Source organism: Bacteroidota bacterium (assembly GCA_016194975.1).
GTDB lineage: Bacteria > Bacteroidota > Bacteroidia > Palsa-965 > Palsa-965.
Map to the genome: position 1 here is coordinate 378,797 of JACQAM010000007.1, position 26,234 is coordinate 405,030.

Sequence of the window (26,234 nt, forward strand, 5' to 3'; positions counted from 1 at the left end):
CCGTTCCCAGATTTCCGCATGTCCGCACTGTCCGCATTCCGTTCCCTCCGGTTATTCTATCTCAATTTCGTCTGCAAATATCCACGCCGGACTTCCTTTTCCCGGGTGCCATTGCGGGCAAGTTCCGATATTTTTTGCAACGACTTTTATGTAGCGCGCTTTTGTTTTTTTCACCGAAAGAAATTGATTGCGTATGGTTCCATCTCTTTTCGGATCGATATTATTTGCAACGGAATCGATGATCGTGAAATTTTTTCCATCGGAAGAAGCGTAGAATTTTATTTCGGAAGGCATGAATATCCATGCGCCCTGATCCTGCAAACATCCGAGTGAAATTCTCGAAACATCTTTTACTGAACCAAGATCGATCACTGCATCCAGATCTTTTCCTTCATAACCCTGCCATTCACCCGTGCGGAAATTATCGGAACCCATTATTCCATCGATCAGCGCGTCATCTCCTCCGCCGGTGTATTGATTTTCATATTGCGTATTTAATTTTATAGAACGGCCTCCTGGAATTTTTGTGTATTTGAAATCGACGGTGTCGCTGTGCTGACCGATTTCGTTTACGGTAAATGCTTTGATCGCGGAAGTTTCTTTGATGTCGAATTTCCATGTCGTTTCTGCAAACGCGTTTCCGTTAATGCTCTGGAATATTTTCACTCCTGGAACCTCGTAGTAGAACAGATGCATCACATCGGTAAATGTTCTTTTAATATTCGGACCAAAGAAAAGATTATTCGTTTCATAGAAATCTGTCATCTCAATTCGTGGAGGAAGCGGAATGGCGGCCTGGTCTGAGCAAACATTCACTTCCTGCCAATTCGTTCCGATCCTGATCAAAGCAAACTTTCCTCCTTTTGCAATTTCATTGAATGCAATTTCATTTTTGTGAATTTTCTTTCCATTCAAGTCAGCAAAAAGATATCCCGCTTTGAATCCTTCAGGAAGTTTGAGTTGATCTGTATCCTTTGTCAAGTCATTGATCTCAAAATCCTTTCCTGATTCAAGATGTAAAACAACATGATCAAATCCTGGTTCTGTTATGGAATAATCACTTGTTCCTGGACTCACATCATACATCCCCATCATACTCATCACGTACCACGCACTCATTTGCCCGCAATCTTCATTACCGCAAAGTCCGTCGGGCTTATCTGTGTATTGCTCATTACAAATTTTAGAAACGATCTTCTGCGTTTTCCATGGCTCCGAAGTGTAATCATACAAATACGCCATGTGATGACTTGGTTCATTTCCCTGCGCGTATTGCCCGATCATTCCTGAAATATCTGCCTGGTCTCTTCCGGAAGTTGCGGATGAAGTGGAAAATAATTTATCCAAAAACTCAATGAACTTTTTATCACCTCCATGTGCCGCGATCAATCCGGGAATGTCCTGTTGCACTGCCAATGAATATTGCCATGCATTCGCTTCGGTGTAATGGAAATTAACTTCATTCGGATCGAACGGAGAAGAAAAAGAATTGTTCAGGCGTGCGCGCATGAAACCGGTTTGCGGATCAAATAAATTTCTCCATGACATAGAACGGTGAGAAAAATATTTATAGTCTGCATCATTCTTCATTCTCTTTGCTGCAAGTGCAATGCACCAATCGTCATACGCATACTCCAAAGTTTTCGAAACCGATTCACTTTCTCCTTCGGCAGGAATAAATCCATATTTTTTATATGCTTTCAATCCATTATCATCACTCATCGCAGAAACTTTCATCGCTTCATAAGCGAGAGCCGTATCGAAATCCGTCAATCCTTTCATCCACGCATCCACGATCACGGGAACAGAATGATAACCGATCATACAATTTGTTTCATTCGCAGAAAGTTCCCACACCGGTAATTTTCCTCCGTCCTGGAATTGTTTGAGAAAAGTGCGGATGAAATCCTGGTCGCGTTCCGGTTGAATGATTGTGAACAAGGGATGCAATGCGCGATACGTATCCCACAATGAAAAAACAGTGTATTGCGGATGAAGTGAATCGCGGTGAACTTTTTTATCCATTCCCCAATAATCGCCATTCACATCGGAATACAAATTCGGAGAAATAAAACAATGATAGAGTGCAGTATAGAAAATTCTCTTTTTTGTATTCGAAGAATCCTTCACTTCTATTTTTCCCAATTCGGAATTCCATTGCTGCTGCACCTTTTTTCTTACCGCATCAAAATCAAAATCCGGAACTTCTGTTTCCATATTGAGTTTCGCATTTTCGCAACTCACGGGAGACAGTGCAACTTTAACAATCACTTCTCCATGATGAACATCTTTCGTATTACAATCAAATTGAAAAACAGCCTTCAGATCTTTTGCCGAAGAAGAATCTGCTTCGAAAATTTTACCATTGCTCCATAAAGAAGATTTTTTAAACGGCACGGAAAATTTCGCGTAAAAATAAACACGCTGGTCATTTGCCCAGTTTCTCGAAAAACGATAACCACGAATGATCGAATCATTTACTATTTCGAGATGCGATCCGATAACCTCATCCCGATGCTGAAGATCCAGCAACACCCAGGAAGAATCATTTTTATAAAATTGATAACGCTGAACTCCAACCCGGGGTGAAGCAGTCAATTCAACATTTATTTTATACTGGGGAAGACTTATAAAATAATAACCAGCTTCTGCTCTTTCGTTGATATGAAAAAATTTTGTCCGATAACCTGGTTTCCCATCTGCACCATTTGTATAATTTATTTTTCCTGACCCCGGCATAAATAATATATCTCCATAATCACTGCAACCCGTTCCACTTAAATGCGTGTGAGAAAAACCATAGATCACCGAATCATCATAATGATAACCCGAACAACCATCCCAGCTTCCATCCACGCGCGTATCCGGGCTCAACTGCACCATCCCAAATGGCGCGCACGCACCCGGGAATGTGTGCCCATGCCCGGCAGTACCGATCATCGGATCGACATACTTTGCAAAATCAGTTTTTACAGTATCCACTTTCCAGGGAAAACAAACGTAGCCCGGAGTTTCATTTTCACTGCAGGTGAAAAGAAAAAAAGACAGCGGAAGTAATAGAAGTAGTTTTTTCATTGGTAAAATTGTTATTCGAAGATAAGTATTAGGTTGGAGAATAGAGGGAAGATCTCCACGAAGAATAAATGTAAATTATTGGTAATACCTCCCAACTCCTCACTCCCTGCTCCGAACTAAAATCTATCTTTACCCAATGAAATTCTTTCTTCCAGCATTTATTCTTGCAACACTTTTTTCCTGTGGCGGGAATGGAAATAAATCGAAAACAGATTCGGCCGGGCCGAAGATCGTAAAAGTTCCTGCGCTGAAAAAAGGCGACTTCAATTCGCTTTACGTTTTTACCGATCCAACAAATACTTACGAAGTTTACCTGCCATCGTCTTACGACACTGCCAAGAGATTTCCGGCGGTGATCTTCTTCGACGCGCATGGCGACGGGCATTTGCCATTGGAGAAATACAAAACGCTCGCAGAAAAATGGAATTATATTTTCATCGGTTGCAATTCCACGAAGAACGGAATGACAAGCGATATGACGATGAAGATCGGGAGTGAGTTGATCAATGAAGTGAAAACACGTTTCCCGGTCGATGAAAGTGAAATGGTACTGTGCGGATTTTCCGGTGGTGCGCGCGTTGCAGCCGGCCTCGGGGAAAATGAGAGTGATCTGAAAGGAGTGATCTGCAATTCTGCTGCGCCACAGTCTCCGCAAGCGGGAAAAGTTTTCATTGGACTCGCCGGTCTGGGCGACATGAATTACCTTGAGATGAAAAAATTCGTTGATGGAGAGAAACAGAATGGAAATAAATTCCCGAATGAACTCCTGGTTTTCGATGGTAAACACGAATGGGCGCCGGTGGATGTGATGGAAGATGCGATCCTGATGGTGAATGCTTACGATCTCCGGAATAATGTGAATGAAACAGACTGCCAGATGGCGGTGCAACTCGATAAAAACATCAGCGCGCAAAGTGATTCTATAAAAAATTCAAGCTGCCTCGTTGCTAAAGAACTGCTTGAGTCATTCGACGATCTTCATTTGCGGCTTTCGATGACTGAAAAAAATAATTCGGAGAGCAGTAAAAAACTTTCCTCGTTGAATTCATCCTGCGTGAAGAGTGATGAAGCCGATTGGAAAAATGCAGAAGATCTCGAGGGAAATCTTCAGAAAGAATTGCAGGACGCCATGCTCAACAATGATACGAGCTGGTGGAGAACAAATGCATCTTCCTATTTTGAAACGGATAAAGCCGGTGCGGAAAAATTCATGCGCCAGCGTTTGCGCGGGTATGCGAGTCTCATGGCGTACTCTTATTCCAACCAGGCGATACAAGTCCAGAATCCACATGCTGCTGATAAATTCATCACTATTTACAGCATTGTGGATCCCTCGAATTCTGAATGGGCTTACCTGCGCGCAACTTTTTACATGCACACCGGAATGCAGGATTATGCTTTTCCCATGCTCGAGAAAGCAGTGGATCTCGGATTCAGTGACCGCGCACGACTTTCATCAGATCCCGCTTTTGCGTCAGCACAGAATGATCCGAGAATGAGTGAGATTTTTTCCAGGATAAAATAATGGTTACGAGTAATGAGTACGTTCTCAATAATCCAAAATTCAAAATTCAAAACCCAAAATTCAAAACCCAATAACCATTGGCCAACGACATAGAACCATTTGTAAAGAAGAAACAACATTCAGCCGCAACAAAAAAATTAATTGAAATACAGGCACAACTATTGATGCAAATGAGAAAATAATCCTCACTAAATGAAATTTAAAAAGCTACTTCTCCTCTCCTATTGCATTCCCGCATTTCTTATTGCCCAGAAAAATTATGTGCCGAATCCTTCATTCGAATCAGATGTGAATGCTCCTCCCATTCAACAATTCAACTGGAATAAATATGTGGACTGGAGAAAAGATTCGCTTTACAATCATTCCGGAAATGAATTGTATCTCTGCTCGGGATGGTGGCAACCCACTTCAGGAACGCCGGACTACCTGAATTCCGATCGTTCTTATTTGCTTGGATTCAAAACCAAAACTGCACGCACGGGCGAAGGGCGCATGGGAATCATTGGAGGAATTGCAGAGAGCAGTTTAGTGACCTGGCTTTTTTACAAAGACACTTATGCCGAATACATCGAATGCAAATTGAATGCGCCGCTCGATTCAGGAAAAATGTATCGTGTGCAGTATTATGTTGCGCTCGACCGCAAATCGAATTTTTCCTGCGATCATTTCGGTGCGGTGATTGCGCGCGATTGCATGATGGTGAAAGATTATCACTCGAGTTTTTACAGTTATGATCCTACGCCGAATGTGATGATGCATGATGATCATTATGTGACGAGCGATGAAGGATGGGTGCTGGTATGCGATACATTCATTGCAAAAGGCGGCGAAAAATTTCTGACACTCGGTTCTTTCATGGGCGATTTCCCGGTGCGCGTTCATAGTGTAAAACCATCGCAGCACGGATCTTTGCGCGTGGCTCCGTTCAACAAATACGCTTACTACTATGTGGATGATGTGACGCTCACAGAAGTTCTGCCCGAAGAAGAATTATGTGCAACACCGCGCGATTCCATTGTGCGTGATAATCTCGTTTTTCTCATTGATGCTTCAGGTTCCATGGCGGAAAAAGGGCTCATTGATGAAGCGAAAGATGCAATCACTTCGCTCACGAAAGAATTGCCACCGGGCGATCACGTTACGATCATTTCTTACAGCGACGAGGCGGTAGTGCATGCGGAACAGGTGCGTGCGGATGATGAAGAAGCAATTAAAAAAGCGTTGAAAGAAGTTCAGTCGGGAGGAGGAACCAATGTTGTTGCCGGATTCAACGCTGCTTATCTTGGATTGAGAAAACAAATGATAACGGGAGGAAATAATAAAATTGTGGTGCTCACCGATGGAAAAATTTATTTGCCGGCAGGCGAAAAGAAAAAAATTCTCGATGCTTCTACGAATGAAGGAATAAAAGTTTCGGTAATATTTTTCGGCGATGAAGTTCCGGATGATGTGCAGAAGTTTGCCGAATCTACCGGCGGAGGAACACAGGCAGCGAAAAAAGGCGCGGGAGGTGATGCATTGAAAGCGGAAGTTCCGCCGGTGGTGAAAGACACGCCCTACGGAGAGCGGAATGCCGGAAAGATCATTGCGTGGGAAGCGCTTACAAAATTATTATTCCCCGCGATTTTGGCGGCGATAGTGTTGCATGGAATGAAGGTGATTTAGGAATTGACCAATAAGAAAGATTTCAGCGACAAGAAATTTATCTTTAGAGGCTGTTTAAATTTCATCCTTCTCCACAATTTCCCCTTCCCGGTTAAAAACCCGCAGCAAATACTGATCTGTTGAATGAAAGATTGGAGAATTTTAATGCTCATTAAAAAAATATTTTGTTTGCAAATCAAATTCCTGCCCCTTACTCCTTATACAAATTCTCAATCGCCGATTCATTCTCTTTCAATATCACTTTTCTTTTGATTGATAATTTCGGGGTGAGTTCTCCGCCATCAACGGTCCATTCTTTCGGAAGCAGGATGATCTTTTTTATTTTTTCATATTGCGCGAGCTGCACATTTATTTTTTCCACCACGCTTTCCATTCGCTTCACTACTTTTTCATTCTTCACAATTTCATCTGCGGTATTGCCAATGGAATAACCTTTCAGTTTTGCCCAGTCTTTGAGAAAAGTAATGGAAGGAACAATGATGGCCGAAGGAAATTTCTGATTTTCTCCAATGATCATGCTCTGTTCAACGAATTGAGAAGTGCGCAATAAATTCTCGATCATTTGCGGTGCAATATATTTTCCGCCGGAAGTTTTGAAAATTTCTTTTTTGCGGTCGGTAATTTTTAAAAATCTTCCTTCCACTAAAGTTCCGATGTCGCCGGTATGAAAATATCCGTCTTTGTCGAGCGCTTCTGCTGTTGCATCAGGACGATTATAATAGCCGAGCATCACGTTGGGGCCTTTCACGAGAATTTCTCCGTCGGCTGCAAATTTCACAGTCACATCTTTGATCACCGGGCCAACCGTTCCGAAACAAATACTATCGGGATTGAAATTATTTACGGCGATAACCGGTGAAGTTTCTGTCAATCCATATCCCTCGAGAACGGGCAAACCTGCTGCCCAGTAAATTCTGCAGAGGCGCGGTTCCAGCGCTGCTCCGCCGGATATCATGGCGCGTACATTTCCACCAAGTGCTTCTCTCCATTTCGAAAAAATAAGTTTTGAGGCGATGGAAAGTTTCAACTTGTACCACCAGGAATTTCCGGGCTTGCGTACTTCAAATTTTTCCCCGAGTTGAACTGCCCAGAAAAATAATTTTCTTTTGATCCCTTTTTGTTCGAGTCCTTTTGCGGTGATGCGGTTGTAAACTTTCTGCAATAAATGAGGAACGCAGGAAAAAATATGCGGCTTGAGTTCCCTGATATTATCGCCGATCGTTTCAATGCTCTCTGCGTAATAGATGGCGGGACCACGATACAAATAGAGATACGTGAGCATGCGTTCGTAAATATGATTGAGCGGAAGAAAACTCAGCGCGCGGCACGTATGATCTACAGGAGGAAGATCGCATAGCGTAGTGAAATTGCTCACGAGATTATTATGCGAAAGCATTACACCTTTCGGGGTTCCGGTTGTGCCGGAAGTGTAAAGAATAGTAAGAAGTGAATCGGGATGCGTTTCGTTTTTTATAACGCTGATCACTTCTTCGCGCGGATTTTTTTTCCCGTTCTCAATAAGCAAACTGATATTTTCAGCGCCGCCATTTTGAATGGTAAAAATTTTTGGCGGCGATGCAAGTCCTTCACAGGCCAATTTTGCATTGGCGAAAACAATATTGTTGGAAACGAAAATAATTTTTGCGCCGGAATCCTGCAGAATGAATTTCAGATCGTTCCCGGAAATATTCGGATACACCGGAACAAGAACGGCGCCGGAATATTGTACTGCGAAGTCAATGACATTCCATTCGGGGCGATTGTTGGAAATGATAACGGCACGATCGCCTCGCTGCAAACCGGAATTGATCAATCCTGATGCAAGCTGGTGAGCGGTCTCTGTAAATTTTTTCATGGACCATTTCACCCACTGGCCATTCACTTTTCCGGCGAAGGCATCTTCTTTATCGCCAAAATTTTCCAGGTAATATTCCGGGAGATCGAGTACGCGGGTAACGCTCATAAATGGTGGTTTGCAGTAACTAAAATTAGGGATTTTATTGCTCTGTTGTTTACTGTTTTGCGTTATTGAGATTTGTTATTGGTCATTCAATGCACTGCAGGAAATTTTTAGCCCTGACAGCCGCGCTTTACCCCGCAGGGATGGGCGTTTCTCCGGATGTAACTTGCGAGGAGTAATAGCAATGGCAGGACAGGAGTGAATTTAATGCACTTCCACTGCCGCTTCAGAAAAAAATCATCCTGAAAAAGAAAAGTATTATCGACTGATAAAATTTATAATTTGGCGTGAATTAATTTTTCTTCCAATGACGATTGATCTCAGGAGTGATACGGTAACGCGCCCTACAAAAGGAATGCTTGATGCGATGTTTCATGCAAAAGTGGGTGACGATGTTTTCAATGAAGATCCTACGGTAAATACGCTCGAGGAAAAATGCGCGAAACTTTTCAGCCATGAAGCGGGATTATTTTGTCCGTCGGGAACGATGACGAACCAGGTGGCGATAAAGGTGCACACGCAACCTGGCGATGAAGTGCTGTGTGATGTGAGTGCGCACATTTACAATTTCGAAGGCGGAGGAATTTCTTTCAACTCGGGTGCGCAGGCAAAAGTAATCAACGGTGATCGCGGGCGCATGAGTGCGAAACAGGTGGAAGAAAATATAAACGCAACATTCGACTGGCTGACGAGAACACGTTTGGTGAGTATAGAAAATACAGCGAATCGTGCGGGAGGAAGTTTTTATTCCTTCGAACAAATGAAATCTATTGGTGATGTTGCCAAAAAACACGGATTAAAATATCATCTTGATGGTGCGCGCATTTTCAATGCAATTGCAGAAGCAGAATATTCTCCTTCGCAGATCGGCCCGCTTTTCGATTCTATTTCCGTTTGTCTTTCGAAAGGATTGGGAACTCCTGCGGGATCTGTTCTGCTCGGATCGAAAGAATTCATCCGTCATGCGCGTCGCGTGCGGAAAGTTTTCGGAGGAGGAATGCGACAGGCGGGATTTCTGGCTGCTGCAGGAATTTATGCGCTCGATCATCATACCGAGCGATTGAAAGAAGATCACAAACGTGCAAAGATCATTGGAGAAACGCTCTCGAAACTTTCTTTTGTAACCAACGTTCTTCCCGTTGACACGAACATCATTATTTTCTCGCTCGATGATAAAATGCCGGGCGAAAAATTTGTTGAACAACTTTCGGCGAATGAGATCAAGTCGGTGGGATTCGGAAAACAAACGATACGTTTTGTAACGCATCTTGATTTTACGGATGAGATGCTGGAGAAGACGGTGGATGTTTTGAAGAAGATTCGGTAGACGGTTGTTAGTTGTCAGTTGTTAGTGGCAGTTGTATTAATTTCAACACAACTGCCACTGACAACTGCCGCTTACAACTGGCAACCTCTTCTCCTTATTTCCAGAATTCACTAATTCTTATTTTATTTTTTTCTCTTTTTTCGCGGAAGAAGAACTGGAACAATTCGTGGAACCACACTCTTTTTCCAATACGCGTGTACCAGCGCATAGCATCACGCAGGCGTGCATCGCGATGAAAAAATAACCGCATTACCGCTTTCGGCCGCGATTGCATGATCACTTCGATGAGCTTTACATAGAGAATAACGAGCCAGGGTGGAAGATTTTCGGTGGCGAGCACCTGGTGTTTGTAATCCCATTTGCGCTGATCTGTAATAATAATTTTTTTGTGTTTAATCTCTTCGAAGTATGGCGTCCACTTGTGCGGAGTTACGTAGAGCAACTGAACCTGGTCGGGATCGTAGGAAATTAACTGGCGGAGACTCCTGTAAAAATCTTTTGTTGTTTCTTCGCCGAAACCAACCACGTAAGTGGCCATGGAAAGAATATTATTTTTCCTCAGCAAACGGATCGCTTCACGATCGTTTGAAATTTTTCCGGCTTTCTTAATTTTCTCGAGTACGACTTCGTCATAATTCTCTATGCCGAGGAGAAAACGTTCGAAACCGGCCTTCTTGTATAGCGGCAACAGATCGGCGTCACGCACAATATTATCGGCGCGTACGGAACCAACGAGAATGAGCGGAAGATTTTCTGCGATAAGTGCAATTAAAAATTCTTTCCATGCTTTTTTGTCAGTCGCAGGATTTTCATCGGCAAAGTTGATCACTTCAATTCCGAACTTATGATGAAGCATGGCAATTTCTTTTGCGAGCAATTGCGGATCACGATGTCTCCATTTTTTCCAGAATAAACTTTGTCCGCAATAACTACAGGGATACGGACATCCTCTCGAGAACTGTATGACAACCGCTTTTCTTTTCCCCCAATAGGTGTAGTTGTAATTTCCCATCAACTCCCATCCTACCCTGTACAGATCCAGGTCTCTTATCATTTCGGCAGGAATAGTTCTGAATGGTAAACCGTTTTTTTGTAATGCAATTCCTTTTACCTTTTCCGGAGCAATATTTTTTTCAATTGCGTTCACAAGATTTACAATTGTCTCTTCGCCTTCGCCACAAACAATAAAATCTATTTGCGGGTCGTCGCGCAGAATTTCATTCCAGTGATACGTCGGAAAAACTCCACCGATAATAATTTTTATTTCCCTGTTATTATTTTTGATGATTTTTGTCAATGAAGAAATGACGGGCTGGGCCGAAGTGGAACCGGAATGGCCGAGCAGAACGAGTTGAGGGCCGTACTTCGCAGTTTCATCTACGATCTCATTAAATTTCATCGGCGCAAAATCGGCGTCAAGCAATTTCACTTCATGGCCGTGATCGATGAGCGGGCCACCGATCGACAGAAGCCCAAGCGGTGGAAGATGCTCATGTGGCATACGGCTGCCGATAGACAAGTGAGGCGGGTTGATCAATAAAATGCGCATGTTGTGTTATTATACAACCTGTTTCCATTCCTCCGCGTGAAATTCCTTCAGCGTATTTTTTATCCTGAGTCCGAAAATTGAAATGGCTCCGCTCATGAGCATGAAACCTGGAATGAAAATTTCCCAGCGGAATGATTGTGGAATAAAACCTTCTGCTTCGCTGAAGAGATCTTTTCGCTGAGAAAATGTCCACACCCCTTTATCGCTGTGGTGAGCAAGTACGAAAGTGATATAATCGGCAACGAAAGAATAAAGCACGAGAGCACAACCGGCGAATAGAATGAGTCGCTCGATCGATCTCATCTTTAAATTTATTTTTGCCGGGTTCCACACAACTATCATTGCATAAAAAATAAGTAGTGCAGAGATCAGGCACGGGCAAATGACCGGTGATATCCACGGAACAGGGATGAGAAAAAGCACATCGAACGTGAGCAGCGATTTCGGCCAGCCGAGCAATACGTAGAGAAAAACGTAATAGAAAATATCCCAGATGGCAAAGCAGTAGATGAAGAACGCGAATCGCTGCAAACGGTTTTCACCAACAAGAATTCCAATCCCGGCGAGCATGATGATCGTAGCGATCTCGCGGAAAAATTCGGTGATAGCAATGTCTTTCCCTATTGGTAAAAGCGGAAAATCAAACCCGTTCGGATAATAATGTTTTCGGATATAAACGACCACTGCCGTTTCGAGGTAACCCATGGCAATACTGAAAATGGTAAGCCAGGTTATTTTTTTTGTGAGTGAGAGGTGCATGTTGTGGTTATTGAGTTATTGGGTTATGAGTTTCCTGATTTTATTATGAATGAAAAAAAGTAAGGCGAATCCGAAAATCCCGAAAGAACAATCTACAAATGTCCACATGATCGGAATTCCACGAATGGGCCCGCAGATGAACGCAAGCAGAAGCACGCCACCGCACGCGACCATGCCCGTGCGTATTACCCACACATTAGCGACCGGATCTTTCCACGCTCCAATGAAAAAAAGAGCAATAACAAGATGCGCGAAAGCGAGCCAGTCATAACCGTACAGCAAATAAGATTTGGTCTGATCGACTTCATCGAGCGAAGCAGAAACTTTCACCAGCCAGTTGTAAATTGTTTCCGGAATAATATTCCCGGCACAAAGCAGAACATGCAATTCGCTTACCGTCGGAAATGCAGTGAGTCCGCTGAGGACGAGCAGTACGATGAAGAGTCCGATCAGTTTACGAATGGTTTTTAGTTCAGTCTTTTTAGTTTCCATATTTCAAAGTTCTTTGTTTTACAAAGTAAAACGCTAAAAAATATATTTTATTATTTCTTACCAGACTTTCTGATGAGTTTTTCGAGTGAATTGAGATGGTCATTGAAAGCTTTTTTGCCGGCAGATGTGACGGCGTACGAAGTATTCGGTTTGCGGTTAACGAATTGTTTGATCACAGCAACATATCCTTCTTTCTCCAGTGCAGAAAGGTGACTCGCAAGATTGCCGTCGGTCACTGAGAGCAATTCCTTTAATCGTGTGAATTCTACATTGTCGTTCACCATAAGTACCGACATGATCCCAAGACGTATCCTGTTTTCAAAAGTCTTATTGAATTTCTGCAGGTAATCGTTTCCCATCTTCCCCCTATTTCCTTTCGTATTTTATCCAGAGCACTATTCCGTAAACGATATGCAACACCCCGAATCCGGCGGCCCAGAAAAAAAGTCCGTGGGCAACGAATGCGGTAGCAATTAATCCGAGTATGATCTCGCAGATCCCGAGATAGCGAATGTCATTCAGCGTGTATTTGCCGGCGTTAAGCAATGCGAGTCCGTAAAAAATAAGTGTAGCAGGCGCAATCAGTAGCACATCGCCGTAATAAAGGAGTGCGATGCAGAACGCTCCACCGGTGGCAAGTGGAATAAAAAGATTGATAAGCATTCTCCATGCGATAGCGTCGAGTAATTTCAATCCGGCTTTTTTTGCTTTTCGCGCCGAGAAGAACCATCCTGCGAAAAGAGAGGCGATGAGAACGGATCCGGCATCTATAAAAAAGAAACGGTAAAAACGGAATTCAACTTCATTCTGCCGCATTGAAATATTTTCTGCCGCAAAATCCACGTAAATAAATTTCCAGGCAAGCCCCGCACCGACCAGCGCAAATATTCCCGCACAAATACCCGACAAACCGCTGAGTGACAAAAACCGGGATGACCTGTTCATAAGGTCGCGCATTTCCCCGAGCGCTTTGAGTTGTTCTTCCTGTTCCTGCATGAAGGGCTTGTTTACTTTGCCGTACAAAGTATGGAAAGAAATTTCATAAAAGCAAGAAAATTTTAATTATTTACTAATTATGAGCAGAAACCGGTTACGGATTTATCCGAACACTATCAATTAGTGCGGAAGCGGAATTTGTGTTCTTTCAACTCTTCATTCGCCTTGAGAATTTTCGATTTCAGGTTCTCTTTGAATTTCAAAATTTCGTCCAGCATTTTATCATCACCGGCAGCGAGGATCTGCACAGCAAGAATTCCGGCATTTTGTCCGCCATCGACACCCACGGTTGCAACCGGAATTCCGGGAGGCATTTGCACAATGGAAAGCAGCGAATCCCATCCATCGAGAGAAATAGAAGAACGACAGGGAACACCGATCACCGGAACAGGAGTAAGTGCGGCAACTACACCGGGAAGATGAGCTGCGCCTCCCGCGCCTGCAATGATCACGCGCACGCCGCGCCGGTGTGCTTCTTTCGCAAATTCCAAAACTTGTTCCGGAACACGATGAGCAGAAAGCGCGTTGATCTCGAATGGAACCTGGAACTGATCAAGAATTTTTGCGGCTTCCTGCATAACGGGCATGTCGGAAGTACTGCCCATGATGATACTGACTTTTGGCTGCATAATGGAGTTGATTAGATCGTAAAATTACTCCTTTATCAACTCGGTTCGCTTGTAATCAGTACAAAAAACATTCGCCGGTTTATCACCTTTCAAGGGAAATCCTAAAAACTGAAAAGAAAATTTTTTCCTTCATTTTTCCGTGAACTCTGTTTTGAAAAAGAAGTGCTATGATTTCCGGAGTCCCCTTCGCCTATGCACTCGACAATCTTCGGACTTTTCGATACACTGAACATTCTATTCGATAACCTGCGTGTTGATCTTCCTTCGTAAGAAATTTATTTTGTCATCTTAGTGCATTGAATTATTTCATGATGCCGTAATGAAAATAACTCACGACAGAATAAAAATCCCGCTATGAAAACAATTTTTCTCTTCTTCCTTTTTCCAGTCGCTCTCCTTTCGCAGCAAACTGTTTTTCAGAAAAATTTCAATCAACTGTCGTATGATTGTTTCCGGGCGATCGCTTCAACTTCGGACGGCGGATATCTCATAGCCGGGGAAACCAATTCGAACGGTAATGGCGGACTCGATGTGTGGGTTATTAAAACTGATGCAAACGGTGATACTTTATGGACGCGCATGATAGGCGGACCACAAACGGACAGAGCTCATGCGGTTGCGGAAATAAATGGTGAATACCTCGTGCAGGGAACCACCAATTCATTCGGATCAGGAAGACTTGATCTTTTTCTTGTGAAACTGAATTCTGCCGGCGATACCATTTTCACAAGAACTTACGGCTCTGCCCTAGATGAATCGGTGATCATTCCAACCAGCCACATCATTCCTTCCTGGAATGGCGGATATGTTTTTACAGGACTCGCTTATTCCGACACGACACTGATGAACAATAATGCTTACGTGGTTTGTACAGATTCTTCCGGAAATGTAGTGTGGGCAAATATCTATACCGGCATTGGAAATTCATTCAGCAATTCCATTCAGCGGACAACAGATTCTTCTTATGTTTTTGCTGCCGGAGGATCGCTGAGTACTGCTGCTGCGGATTATATTCTTACAAAAATTGACCGCAATGGAAATGTGATCTGGTGTCGCGATTATGATACACAGGGCGGAGTGGATTGGGCGATGAATGTGCAAACCACTGCTGACAGCGGCTACATTATGTTCGGCATGACCGATGAATCGAATTTATATGCAAGCATAGGAATTATCAGAACCGATTCGAATGGTGTCATCGAGTGGGCAAAAGAATATAAATACCCGACGCATGGTACGTGGATAAATGATGCTGTAAAATTCTCCGATGCCTCCTACATCGTTGCGGGTTACATACAGGAAACAAATTCGAATGATCTGAATGCTTTTCTGATGGAAGTGGATTTCAATGGAGATACCGTATGGACCAGAAAATTCGGAAGCGTAACAGGGCACGATGAAATGAGTTCTGTGCAGGTGGCCGTCGATAATGGCATTATAGCCGCAGGTTATTCTATCGGCTTCGGAAACGGATCATTCGACGGCTATCTTGTAAAAACAAATTCCATGGGTGAAGAATTCTGCAATGATTTGCCCGACACCATGATCATCAGCAACGTAAGTTTTTCGGATACACTTTGTTATCCCGGCGTAGTGAGTTTGGGCGTGAGCCATTCTTCATCACCGGGCATACTTTCAGGATGCGGCAATTATACTTCGCTTTGTTTTTCTCCCGCATCGGTGAATGAAGAACAACAACAGATTTCTTTTTCTTTATTTCCCGATCCGGCCATTGGCGAAATAAATATTGAAATAAAAAATACGAATGAAAATTATCTCGCAAACATCACTGACGTTTCCGGAAGAATAATTCTTTCACCAGTTGAATTTTCAAAGAACATACAAATTAACATTTCATCGCTGAGTCCCGGCATTTATTTTGTGCAGATTATGAGTGAGAACAAACACGTCGTTGCAATAAAGAAGCTGATCGTAGAATAAAATCATTCATTTACCGAAATCGGTAAGAAGAGTCCGTTCATCGAAAAACCAATTTAAACACTCAGTGCTTCCTTAACTTTATATACAAATCCTATCGGCAATGAAATCGTATGAAACCATGAGTGAAGCGGTGAATGACCTGGTGAAACGGGGTTACGATCACGACTTTAATATTGAAAAGGAATTTCTTATTTGCGAAGCGGAAAATTTCCGTCTATCTCCCGATGAATTCTGCATTGATGAAATTTATCGTTTTGAAGGAGATACCGATCCCGGCGATGAGAATATCGTTTACGCGATCAGCTCAGAGAAAAAAGGGGTCAAAGGAATTCTTGTCAATGCATTCGGCCCTTACACCGACAGTCTTTCAGCAGAGATCGTAGCAAAACTTGCGAACCGGAATTGATGCGCATCACCGGATCATTTTATCCCGCATAAAAATCTGAGGCCAGAAATTTCGATGGATTCGTTGAAGCGATCCTGTCGAATGAAGAAACTGAAATATTATTCGTTGCATCCATATTCATCAGCGCCTGTTTCAGTTCATCGCGCAGAAAAGCTTCGTCTTTATTTTTCTCTACCACGAAAAAATCTGTTCCGAAAAGAATTTTATCACCGAGTAATTTATTATTCGCATCGTTGATGTCGTCGTGAATAGTTTTGAAAATGCGCGTGTCGTTCAGCGAAAAGGAAACATCCGTGTACACGTTGTTATTGCCCGCCACCATTTCGCGGACAGTGGTGTACCATCTTGCTCTCGGAACAATTTTATCTTCTCCACCGTAATGCGCGAGATTTATTTTCAGATTTGGAAATAGTTCAAGCACTTTTTTGTAATTGAAAGGTTCGGTGAAATTCCACTGATATTTTGCCGGATCAGTTTCTTTCAGATTGTGAAACTCATTCGGAAATCTCGGCGGAGGAAATCCATTCAGCTTCCCGCGATAATGAATCACTCCGTCAATGCAATGATAAGTGACTGGCACGTTGTGATCCGATGCCCATAGGTAAAGTTCATCGAGCCGCTCATCAAAAGGATAATAACCCAGTGCAGGATACATTTTCAGTCCCACGAATCCCGATCTTTCAAAATACGGTTTCACCCAATTGAGAATATCATTTCCATTTTGAAATTCACGACGACGCGGATCAACAAATAAAAACGGGAGAAGGATATTCGCAAAATTATCTTTCGCACGCAGGCGGATGATCTCGTCGAGTTGCGTGTTGTAATTGCTCAGTGGTTTTCCCGCGCCCATCTGCTCCATATCCATCGGCAGAATTACAAAACGCACATCGCCCCATCCTTTGTAATAATCGCGCAACTGGTTGAAAATAACTTCCTGGCTTTTTCCCAAACCTATCTCAGCAAACTTCGCAACGCGTTCGTATTTTTTATTGACCGCACCCGACAAAAATAATTTCGCAAACTTTCCGATAGACTGGCTCACGGGATATTCCGCCAGGAATTTCATGATCGGCAACCCGACAACATTGTTCGGAACATATTGCGCAGTGAAAATGTGGGTGTGGGCGTTGTAGTATTTCATTTTTTATTTTACATTTTTTATTCTTCTATTCCTTCGGTTTCACACTCGTTCTTATATTCAGTAAACGCACAAGAAGATTGAACCAGTTATCGGCTCCGTAACCGAGTGCGCCTATCGTGATCATCCATCCGAAGATCATGAGAATTAAATTCTGCGATTCGGGTTTCGGCCAGCCGATTGGAAGATCCAGCAAACCCGATTCGGTATAAGCTGTTTTTATCCGGTCCACATTTTTTTTCACGAGATCTTTCACCGCAGAATCAGTTTGTATCACTTTATTGAGCGAGTCCTGTTGCTGTTGCTTGTGAATATACTGATCGGCATTCTGCACAATATTCAGCCGGAGATTTTTATCGGCGAATAATTGTTTCGCAATGTGAATGGAATCAATATTGAAACTGATGGTGACGACAGCGGAAATAACAAGCAGCGAGCGCGTGATACTTTTTTTGTACCAAGTGGAAGTGGCCATCATATAATTACCATACCACGATTTTATTTTCGCGCGCAGCGTTTCATAATCGGCGGCGCCGAATGCAAATGTCCTTAGCAATTGTTTCAGGTCGCTTTCTTTGAGTTGATCGGTTCCCTGAAGGAACTGGCTGAAAATTTCTTTACCTCCATTCTCGAGAGGCGGCGTGAGCAAAGGCTGTTGCACTAAGAATTTTTTCTGATCGCGGTCAAAAGAATATTCCGGAAGTTGATGATCGCTGCGGATCACATCGATGAGTGCATCAGAAAAAATTTCCGCACCTATGTAATGCGGGTAGCGCGTATCGCTCTCGCGCAGGCGGTCGATGAGCGGGTGCGAAAGCAATTTAAAAGTAAAATCCTTGTTGATCGGATCATTGAAAACATCGTTCAGCGCTTTGTAGAGAAATCGCCCGCGCTTGTGCGTGAACAGTTGCCACAATTCGCAAACGCCCGAAACAATGATGGAAAAAATAAGAAAGATGAACGCGAGTGAGATGATGACTTCGAGAAGAGTGGTCATACTCCGGATTATTTTTTTGCGGGGGAATCGGTAACGAATATACAAATCCGTCTGAAATGACAAGGACGTTTTGGTGACAGCTGAGAAATCTCAATCCCGATAGATATCGGGACCAAATCCCAAATACCCTAATACCCCAACACCTCAATAACCCAATAACCAATAACCAATAACCAATGACAATAATTTATCCAACCTTATCAAAACACCTTGCGCAACTCATCTTTCTCGCTTACTTTTATTGCTTCATGAAAAAATATAGTCTCCTTCTTTTCACCTGCATTTTTTCCATCGCAAAAGCCGATGATAATCCACCGCTTGGCGCGCGCTCGCTCGCTATGGGCGGATGCGGTGTAGCACTGAAAAACGATCTCTGGTGCACACAAAATAATCAGGCCGGACTTGCGTGGATGAAATCTTTTGAAGCCGGCGCATTTTATGAATCGCGTTTTCTTGTGCCCGGCCTCGGCATGAAAGGTTTTGCTGCGGCAATGCCTACGAAAGCCGGCACATTCGGATTGAACATGACCTCACTCGGACTCGGAAATTTATATTCTGAAAATAAAGCGGGGCTCGGTTATGCAAAATCTTTTGGCCCGAAGATCGCCGCTTCCGTTCAACTCGATTATATCTACACGCACATTGCAGAAAATTATGGCTCTGCTTCTACTGCTGTTGGTGAAGCCGGAATCATTGCAACGCCGGTGAAAGGGCTCGTTATTGGTTTTCATATTTTCAATCCTACAAAAAGTAAACTCAGCGGAAATGTGAGTGAGCGTGTTCCTACCATTATGCGTTTTGGCGGCGCCTATAATTTTTCGGACCAGGTCATCGTCTCTTCCGAAATTGAAAAAGATGTGGACTACAAACCCATCATTCGCGGCGGAGTGGAATACCGGCCGGTGAGTGCGTTTTACCTGCGCGCAGGTGCTGCCTCCAATCCGGGGCTCATCACTTTTGGTTTCGGTGTAGCCATGAAAAAAATTCGTCTCGATGTAGGAGCCGGTTATCATTCCGTACTCGGGTTCTGCCCCTCTATGGGTTTGCAATACGGATTTGAATAGAAGCCACTGATCTCACAGGTTTACACAGATTCATGAATCATAAGGGAAATACGTTTTTGTTTAACAGGGAATTTTCTCTTCATCAAAGAACTTTCTCCCCGGGAAAATTATTTTTTTCCATTGCGTGTTTTTTCATTTCATCAATAAATATTTCTGCGCAGGTAAAAACAGATACCGTTCCGCAGGATGATCCGTTACAACAACAGATCGAAAATCTTTCTGAAAGTATCGGCAGTGAAAACGCCGACCTCTCCACGCTCGAGGAAAATCTGAAATATTACACTGATCATCCGCTCAACCTGAATTCCGCGACGAAAGAAGAGTTACAGGACCTGATGCTGCTCGATGAAATTCAGATCGACAACCTGCTCGATCACCGCGCGCGCTTCGGAAATATGATGAGCATTTATGAATTGCAAACCATTGACGGTTTCGATCTCGCCACCATTTATAAAATTCTTCCCTATGTGCGCGTTAACGATTACACAACGGCTGGCCATTTCAGTTTCCGGGAGATGATGAAGAATGGAAAAAGTGAAATTGCCATTCGTGATTCACGCATTCTCGAAACTCAAAAAGGTTTCACTCCTGCCGATAGCGCCACACTCGCTGCAAATCCGAATGCGCGTTACCTCGGTAATCCCGATCACCTGTATGCGCGCTATCGTTTCACTTACGGAAATTATGTGAGTGCGTCGCTCATTTCCGATAAAGATGCGGGCGAACAATTTTTCCGCGGAACAGAAAAAAATGGTTTCGATTTTTATTCCGCGCACTTGTGCGTGCGTAATATGGGTTTTGTAAAAACTGCGGTCGTTGGCGATTACCAGGCGAGTTTCGGACAAGGATTAGTTGCGTGGACAGGTTTTGCATTCGGAAAAACTTCGGCGGTCATGAACACCAAGAGAAATTCAATGGGCATTCGCCCCTACTCTTCCGTAGATGAAAATAAATTTCTGCGCGGCGCTGCAACAACTCTTCGTTTCGGAAAATTTGAATCGACTGCATTTTTTTCCATGAATAAAAAAGATGCGAATATTTTAACGAGCGACACCACCGGCGGAAAAAATATAGACATCCTCGAAGTAAGCAGTTTGCAAACTACAGGATTGCACACCACTCCCGGAGAGATCGCCGATAAGAATGCGATCACCGAAACGATCTACGGCGGCAATATTTCTTTCCGCGGAAAAAAATTCAACATGGGCATCACGGCGATGCACAGCCAGTTCGATGCCGATCTGAAAAGAAGTTTATCGCTTTACAATCAATTCGAATTTTCTTCGCAGTCGAATAATGTGATTGGCGCCGATTATGAATGGAGTTTGCGCAATTTTCATTTCTTCGGAGAAGAAGCTATTTCGCAGAACGGGGGGAAAGCATTCATCAACGGCGTGCTCATCAGTCTCGATCAGCGTCTTGCTTTTACCGTGCACACACGCTGGTTCGAAAAAGATTTCCAGAATATTTATGCGAATACTTTTTCAGAAAGCACAACGATCGCCAATGAAAAAGGAATTTATTTCGGGATGCAGGCCAAACCCGCGCCGCGAATTACGATCAGCACTTACTATGATAATTTTATTTTTCCGTGGTTGCATTACCAGGTGAATGCACCTTCGCACGGAACCGATTATCTCGGGCAGATCAATTTTACTCCCGATAAAAAAACGGATATGTATTTCCGTTACCGCCATCGTGATAAATTCATCAATGCCGGCGACAAAACAGTTCCTATCGATTATCTTATTCCACTCACGCAGGACGATTACCGTTTCAACATCACTTACCCTCTCACTTCTTCGTTCACGCTGAACAACCGCGTAGAGTTCACTCAATATTTTAAAACGAATGCAAAAGCGGAAAAAGGATTTGTGATCTGGCAGGATGTGAAGTACCATCACTTCGGAAGTAAATTTTCTTTCACCGCGCGTTATGCATTGTTCCAGACCGACAGTTACAATTCTGCGATCTACGCTTTTGAAACAGACATGCCCTACACGTATTCCATTCCCGCTTACTATTACAAAGGATCGCGCATGTACCTGCTCGTGGATTATGATCTTTCGAGGAAAGTTGAAATTTATTTCCGCATTTCACAAACGTATTACAACAACCAGAACGTGATAAGCGCCGGTTCACTCACCGAGATCGACAAGAATACGAAGACCGAAGCGAAGGTGATGGTGAGAGTGAAGTTTTAAAAATTATTCTGCTGATTTTTTGCCTGCTTTAACTCTGAAGGAATTTTCGGGGGAGGGACAAATTAGGAAAAAGAAGGGGTGGTAAAAAAATCTATTTTCAGAAATGTTTTCTTCTTTTTTCTTATTGGTAATTTCCATCTCTTAAAAGTAGAAACCAGGTTTCATTTGTATCTGCAAATTTTATCCTTTTTGCAAACATATTTATTTAAAATTCTATACGTCTTCACTATCGCTTGCATGGAATCAATAATCTTTGGATCAGTTACAGAAGTAGCATTGAAATTTTCATCAATCTTTGAAACATGATCACTTGATATCAAATAATCATTGTGCAGAAAATTCGGATAAGTTGAACTGAACAGACTTAAAGAAAAGGATCGATCATTTCTGAATGTTAGAGATGTATCCAAGCCCATTCCCATCCAATGTTGCTGATAATTAAATTGCATATTGTAATTACTTTTAAATAATTCAATTAGTGACGGAAGAATATCGATGTGACCTGAAACTCCTTGAAATTCGCTTTTCGTTGCTAATAAAGGGGAATAAATAATAAGCGGAACATGGAAATAATCTATTTCACTTCTGAAAGGAATATCTGTTTCAACTCGATGATCACCAGTGATGATAAAAATAGTATTATCATAATCACTGCGTTTCTTATAAGTTTCGAAAAATTGTTTTATTGCATCATCAGTAAATAAGGCTGCCGAAATGAAATCCTTATTTACCTTATTGTATATTTTATCAAAATCGGGATTGGTTGATTCCAGCCTGCTTTTCAGAAATTCGTAATTGTAATATTGTTTGGTACACAAATCAAAAGGACTGTGAAGAGATAAAGTGATATAAAGATTTAAATATGGATTCTTGTTTTTAATCGTATCAAGTATCTCAAAAGACTGACTGAATAAATCTTTATCGTTATAACCCCATGAAAAGCTAATCCCTCCTGGTTTTTTATATTTTGAATTGAATTTTGTTCCATCAAGAATGCAATCCAATCCAATTTCATTCATGTATAATCCGATCTGGTCAAAATAAAGTCCTCCACCATAAAATGATCTTGTTGCATATCCATTCTGCTGAAGAAGATTAATTAACGAAAAGTGTTTTGGATAATGATGTTGATCTGGAAAATCCTGATCGATATTGATTAGTCCACGAGAATCAGTTCCGTAAGGTGCAGACGCAAGAATATTGGGCAACGATCCATAAGAATGCTCGGCATTGCTTAAAAAATGATTCCAATAAAGGCTTTGTTTTGAAAGCGAATCGAGAAAAGGTGTAAAGTGACCTATGTATGTATTGTCGCCGCAAAACGATCCAGATAATCCTTCCACAATAAGTAAAACAACATTTGGTTTATTACCCGTTTTTTTAAAAAAGCCCCCTAATGCATTCGGGTAGCTGTCCTTATGCAATAAGGGGTATTCCTCAGAAGTAAAAGAGAAGTTTGGATTTAATTTATGGTAAAGATCAATTTGTTGGTTTATTTCCTGAGTTGACAAATCATTTTCTTGTTTCTCATTATATAAATAATCAGCAACCGATTTTGCAAAATAAATTCCTTTATTGTTTCCAATATAGTAATCAAAATAACTGTCGAAATGTTTAATTGATTTATAATAATGATTGCGATTCCATAAAAGCATGATAAAAATTCCTGAATAGATGATCAGGGAAATCTTTTGATTCCTTGGGGAAAAATTAATCTTGGGTAATTTGAACAGACAAATCCATGACGCAAAGCCAAGTATTGCAAAATACATCAACCACAATCCTATTCTTCCGAAAGTAAATTCAGATGCCGCAATCTTGAATGATTCAGAAAATGAGAATTCCAATAAAACATTTGATAACGGAACTCCGTTTGAAAGGAAAAAATGAGTGAATGCGATTTGAATAAATGTCAATAGTAAAATGGTAAAAGAATATACTCGAAAAGCAAATCGCTGACTAATGTAATTAATGAAAACAAAAGGCAAAAAGAGAAATGAAAGACTGAACGCAAAAAAAGAATCGAAATTTATTCCTGATGCGATTGCCCACATTGAAGGAAGAACATGACCAGAGAAGAACAGGAATAAATATTCATATACCCTGAGTGATATTAGAATTGCAAGGAATGCAACAAAAAAAATAAAGTGAGTTACAATGTTTTTTCGCACATGGATGGGAATTGATCTTTTAAATCTAAAGGAAAAAACAATTATTTGAACAGAAACATCGCCTGAATTCTATTTCATACTTATCAGAGGGAATTATTAATTGAAATGAATCCAAAGGCCAGAATTCATCGTGTTCATGGATAAAAACCAATTTGTACTTCCCAATAATTCCCTTATAATCCGGATAAGTGTCCTTTCTTCTGCAGGAAGAAAAGCACATTAGAAAAACTATCAGATATAAAAGTGTTCGCATTATTTCTCAATTATTATTTTTTTACGCTCTATCATTTCCCCTGCTGTTAAGGTCACAAAATACACTCCGCTCGCTAAGGAAGATACGTCAATTGATTGTGTTCCGTTTTTTTTCTGTTCAGAAAAAACTACTTCGCCTGACAAATTTGCGATTTGAATATTGTAATTGCATGACGCGCATTCGGGAGTAACAATAATTGTATTCTGCGCCGGTATTGGATAAACTTTAAACTCACCGGCGCTGTTTTCGCTTATAGCTGATGCATCAGCAGAAGTTGTCTCAAGAATTTGAGCAGAAGAAGTCCTGACGAATGTACTTCCGTATGGATAAATTTTGAACGCAAGAATAGGCCTGATGGGAGTAGCGGTAACAACAAGCGCTGGATACTCCAATACAAGATCTCCATCGAGCTGGCTGTATTTATTGTCAGTTTCAATAGTATTTCCAGTCATAACATCCATCCATTCGATGGTGTAATGATGCAATGGTTCCATTGTTGTCACTTTGAGTTTTATACCCGGGCCATTGTTGAAATACACGTCTTGTGGAGGATCGTAAAGCGAAGTATTCGGATAATTCCAGTAGTCTCCGCCCTGATCGCTGTAGTCAACGCAGTCGCCTGTATTACTCGTTCTCATATTCCATGCGTTATAAAACCTGCTCAGCACCACACCGATTGCCCTGTCCGCGTGTGGGCTTCCTTGCGGGAAAAATTTAAGATGAATCGTTTCAGCATAATAATCATTTCTCAATTGATAATCCGGCTCCCAATCTCCATCATTAAAATCTGTACCCGCAAGATAATCGCGCAATCGCGCAAAATGAGAATAGTAAGAAATATTGGCATCCGGTAAGGATGTTTTAGGCCAGTTCAATCCACCGGCACAACCCGAGAAAGGAACTGTCCAGAAAGTACGAATCCATTCTGTAAAGTTGGAACATTCGTCATGCGCAGGCGCGTGGAGTTGAAATTCGCGGTAATAAAAACCATAAACTTTTGCAACGAGTTGCCCCGTACTGTTTGGAAACAATTGTGTGAATTCTGCATACACATTTAAATCTTCAGGATTATAAGGATTGACGGGTGTGGCGTAACTTGGTGAATTGTTACAAAATCCTTCCACATCATCGAATAAATTCTGCGGAAGATGAAGTCCCAATTCAAATTTTTCGTTCTGGTACGCGATCATTTCTGTTTGCATGGGCGGTTGCACCGGGTTGAAAACTGCAAGGTCCATATCAGTATTGGCAATGAGGGCGCGGAAAAAATATTGTGAATTCTGCGGAACGGAAAACCCAGGTCCAAGGTGGATCCGTGTATTCGAAGTCAATGTGGTGATGGTGGTGGTCGGCACCACCACTGTTGTATTCGGAGCCGGAGCAACAATATCATTCATATTCTGAATAACATTACTGGTGTTGCTGTAGAAAGAATTCTGATCCAGAATAAGCGGAGGAATCGGTTGCGGTGTAAGGTTTAGCTGCGCATGCAAGCAAAACGCAGAAAATATTCCGGAAAAAAGAAAAATATTTTTCATTTTATTTTCCTCCATTCGTTTGCGCGGCTTCCAAAACTTTCAACCGTGCATCTATCTGAACAATGTAAAGCGCCATCTGTTCGATCTGCATTTGCTGCTGCTTGCATAACTCAGCTAAGGAAATTCCATTCTTCTCTATTTCCACAGCAGATTTTGATCCTGGTAAATGGTGATTTGTTTTTATGAATTCTCCAAGTACGTCTATCGGCATCAGTTTATAAGCGCTGTCGAAAACAAAATCGGGCCAATCGGCGGTGGTGCTTATCACAATGTCCTTGCACATTATTCGTCCATCAACAGTAAGTTTTGTAAAACTTTCATCATACAATCCACCTGTTGTAATTTGTGCTGCTCCTATTGTTACTCTTCCGCCGGGAAGAACGCAAAATTTTCCAGTGCCACCATCTCCAACCTGAAAATCTCCCTGCGGAGTTGCAGTTCCCACTCCCACTTTTCCTGTTGTATTCGCTCCGCTCGAAGTCCCGACAAAAAAAGTGGGAATAGTGGAATTGAATCCGATCATCAAAGAATTTGGAATTGTA

At 42.2% G+C, this 26,234-nt stretch carries 20 protein-coding genes; 7 read left to right on the forward strand and 13 right to left on the reverse strand.

Going from position 1 to position 26,234, the window contains the following annotated elements:
- Positions 1-51: 51 nt before the first annotated feature.
- Positions 52-3,075, reverse strand: a complete 3,024-nt coding sequence (locus HY064_06195) for a glycoside hydrolase family 92 protein (protein MBI3510235.1) — start codon at positions 3,073-3,075, stop codon at positions 52-54.
- A gap of 136 nt (positions 3,076-3,211) precedes the next feature.
- On the opposite strand from HY064_06195, the gene HY064_06200 reads away from it, so the two are divergent.
- Together HY064_06200 and HY064_06205 are read left to right on the forward strand one after the other, a co-directional pair.
- The gene (locus HY064_06200) at positions 3,212-4,600 is read left to right on the forward strand and encodes a hypothetical protein (GenBank protein MBI3510236.1); all 1,389 of its coding nucleotides are present in this window, start codon (positions 3,212-3,214) and stop codon (positions 4,598-4,600) included.
- A gap of 192 nt (positions 4,601-4,792) precedes the next feature.
- Positions 4,793-6,265 carry a VWA domain-containing protein gene (locus HY064_06205; protein ID MBI3510237.1) on the forward strand — a complete coding sequence of 491 codons (1,473 nt, stop codon included), beginning with the start codon at positions 4,793-4,795 and terminating at the stop codon, positions 6,263-6,265.
- Positions 6,266-6,455: 190 nt separating this feature from the next.
- Here HY064_06205 and HY064_06210 read toward each other — a convergent pair whose 3' ends face one another.
- On the reverse strand, positions 6,456-8,228 hold the full coding sequence (locus HY064_06210) for a long-chain fatty acid--CoA ligase (GenBank protein ID MBI3510238.1): 1,773 nt from the start codon (positions 8,226-8,228) through the stop codon (positions 6,456-6,458).
- 304 nt (positions 8,229-8,532) lie between these two features.
- Here HY064_06210 and HY064_06215 point away from each other — a divergent pair, with 304 nt between their 5' ends.
- A complete protein-coding gene (locus tag HY064_06215; protein ID MBI3510239.1) occupies positions 8,533-9,552 on the forward strand; it encodes an aminotransferase class I/II-fold pyridoxal phosphate-dependent enzyme in 1,020 nt (339 codons plus the stop codon).
- A gap of 94 nt (positions 9,553-9,646) precedes the next feature.
- On the opposite strand, the gene bchE is transcribed toward HY064_06215, so the two are convergent.
- The 6 genes from bchE to purE all read right to left on the reverse strand — a co-directional run bounded on the left by bchE (position 9,647) and on the right by purE (position 13,977).
- The gene (gene bchE, locus HY064_06220) at positions 9,647-11,101 is read right to left on the reverse strand and encodes a magnesium-protoporphyrin IX monomethyl ester anaerobic oxidative cyclase (protein ID MBI3510240.1); all 1,455 of its coding nucleotides are present in this window, start codon (positions 11,099-11,101) and stop codon (positions 9,647-9,649) included.
- Between the two features lie 9 nt (positions 11,102-11,110).
- On the reverse strand, positions 11,111-11,806 hold the full coding sequence (locus HY064_06225; GenBank protein ID MBI3510241.1) for a hypothetical protein: 696 nt from the start codon (positions 11,804-11,806) through the stop codon (positions 11,111-11,113).
- A 69-nt stretch (positions 11,807-11,875) separates the two neighbouring features.
- The gene (locus tag HY064_06230) at positions 11,876-12,352 is read right to left on the reverse strand and encodes a hypothetical protein (GenBank protein MBI3510242.1); all 477 of its coding nucleotides are present in this window, start codon (positions 12,350-12,352) and stop codon (positions 11,876-11,878) included.
- A 50-nt stretch (positions 12,353-12,402) separates the two neighbouring features.
- Complete coding sequence (locus tag HY064_06235; protein ID MBI3510243.1) at positions 12,403-12,711, reverse strand: transcriptional regulator; 309 nt, start codon at positions 12,709-12,711, stop codon at positions 12,403-12,405.
- 7 nt (positions 12,712-12,718) lie between these two features.
- The gene (locus HY064_06240; GenBank protein MBI3510244.1) at positions 12,719-13,348 is read right to left on the reverse strand and encodes a hypothetical protein; all 630 of its coding nucleotides are present in this window, start codon (positions 13,346-13,348) and stop codon (positions 12,719-12,721) included.
- 116 nt (positions 13,349-13,464) lie between these two features.
- A complete protein-coding gene (purE, locus tag HY064_06245; GenBank protein ID MBI3510245.1) occupies positions 13,465-13,977 on the reverse strand; it encodes a 5-(carboxyamino)imidazole ribonucleotide mutase in 513 nt (170 codons plus the stop codon).
- A 354-nt stretch (positions 13,978-14,331) separates the two neighbouring features.
- On the opposite strand from purE, the gene HY064_06250 reads away from it, so the two are divergent.
- Together HY064_06250 and HY064_06255 are read left to right on the forward strand one after the other, a co-directional pair.
- Positions 14,332-15,918 carry a T9SS type A sorting domain-containing protein gene (locus HY064_06250; GenBank protein MBI3510246.1) on the forward strand — a complete coding sequence of 529 codons (1,587 nt, stop codon included), beginning with the start codon at positions 14,332-14,334 and terminating at the stop codon, positions 15,916-15,918.
- A 100-nt stretch (positions 15,919-16,018) separates the two neighbouring features.
- Positions 16,019-16,324 carry a phosphoribosylpyrophosphate synthetase gene (locus tag HY064_06255; GenBank protein ID MBI3510247.1) on the forward strand — a complete coding sequence of 102 codons (306 nt, stop codon included), beginning with the start codon at positions 16,019-16,021 and terminating at the stop codon, positions 16,322-16,324.
- A gap of 19 nt (positions 16,325-16,343) precedes the next feature.
- Here HY064_06255 and HY064_06260 read toward each other — a convergent pair whose 3' ends face one another.
- A complete protein-coding gene (locus tag HY064_06260; protein MBI3510248.1) occupies positions 16,344-17,468 on the reverse strand; it encodes an amidohydrolase family protein in 1,125 nt (374 codons plus the stop codon).
- Positions 17,469-17,493: 25 nt separating this feature from the next.
- Positions 17,494-18,462, reverse strand: a complete 969-nt coding sequence (locus tag HY064_06265; GenBank protein MBI3510249.1) for a hypothetical protein — start codon at positions 18,460-18,462, stop codon at positions 17,494-17,496.
- A 248-nt stretch (positions 18,463-18,710) separates the two neighbouring features.
- Between HY064_06265 and HY064_06270 the strand changes: the two genes are divergently transcribed.
- Positions 18,711-19,526, forward strand: coding sequence for a hypothetical protein (locus HY064_06270; GenBank protein MBI3510250.1), 816 nt, complete (start codon positions 18,711-18,713; stop codon positions 19,524-19,526).
- A 32-nt stretch (positions 19,527-19,558) separates the two neighbouring features.
- A complete protein-coding gene (locus tag HY064_06275; GenBank protein MBI3510251.1) occupies positions 19,559-21,730 on the forward strand; it encodes a helix-hairpin-helix domain-containing protein in 2,172 nt (723 codons plus the stop codon).
- A 161-nt stretch (positions 21,731-21,891) separates the two neighbouring features.
- Here HY064_06275 and HY064_06280 read toward each other — a convergent pair whose 3' ends face one another.
- The 3 genes from HY064_06280 to HY064_06290 form a co-directional block, all read right to left on the reverse strand.
- Entirely contained in the window at positions 21,892-23,784 is a 1,893-nt protein-coding gene (locus HY064_06280) for an LTA synthase family protein (protein MBI3510252.1), read from the reverse strand.
- Between the two features lie 369 nt (positions 23,785-24,153).
- Positions 24,154-25,692: a T9SS type A sorting domain-containing protein gene (locus HY064_06285; protein ID MBI3510253.1), complete on the reverse strand. Its 1,539-nt coding sequence runs from the start codon at positions 25,690-25,692 to the stop codon at positions 24,154-24,156.
- 1 nt (position 25,693) lies between these two features.
- Positions 25,694-26,215 (reverse strand): hypothetical protein, encoded by a 522-nt coding sequence (locus tag HY064_06290; GenBank protein ID MBI3510254.1) that lies wholly within the window; start codon positions 26,213-26,215, stop codon positions 25,694-25,696.
- Positions 26,216-26,234: the final 19 nt, after the last annotated feature.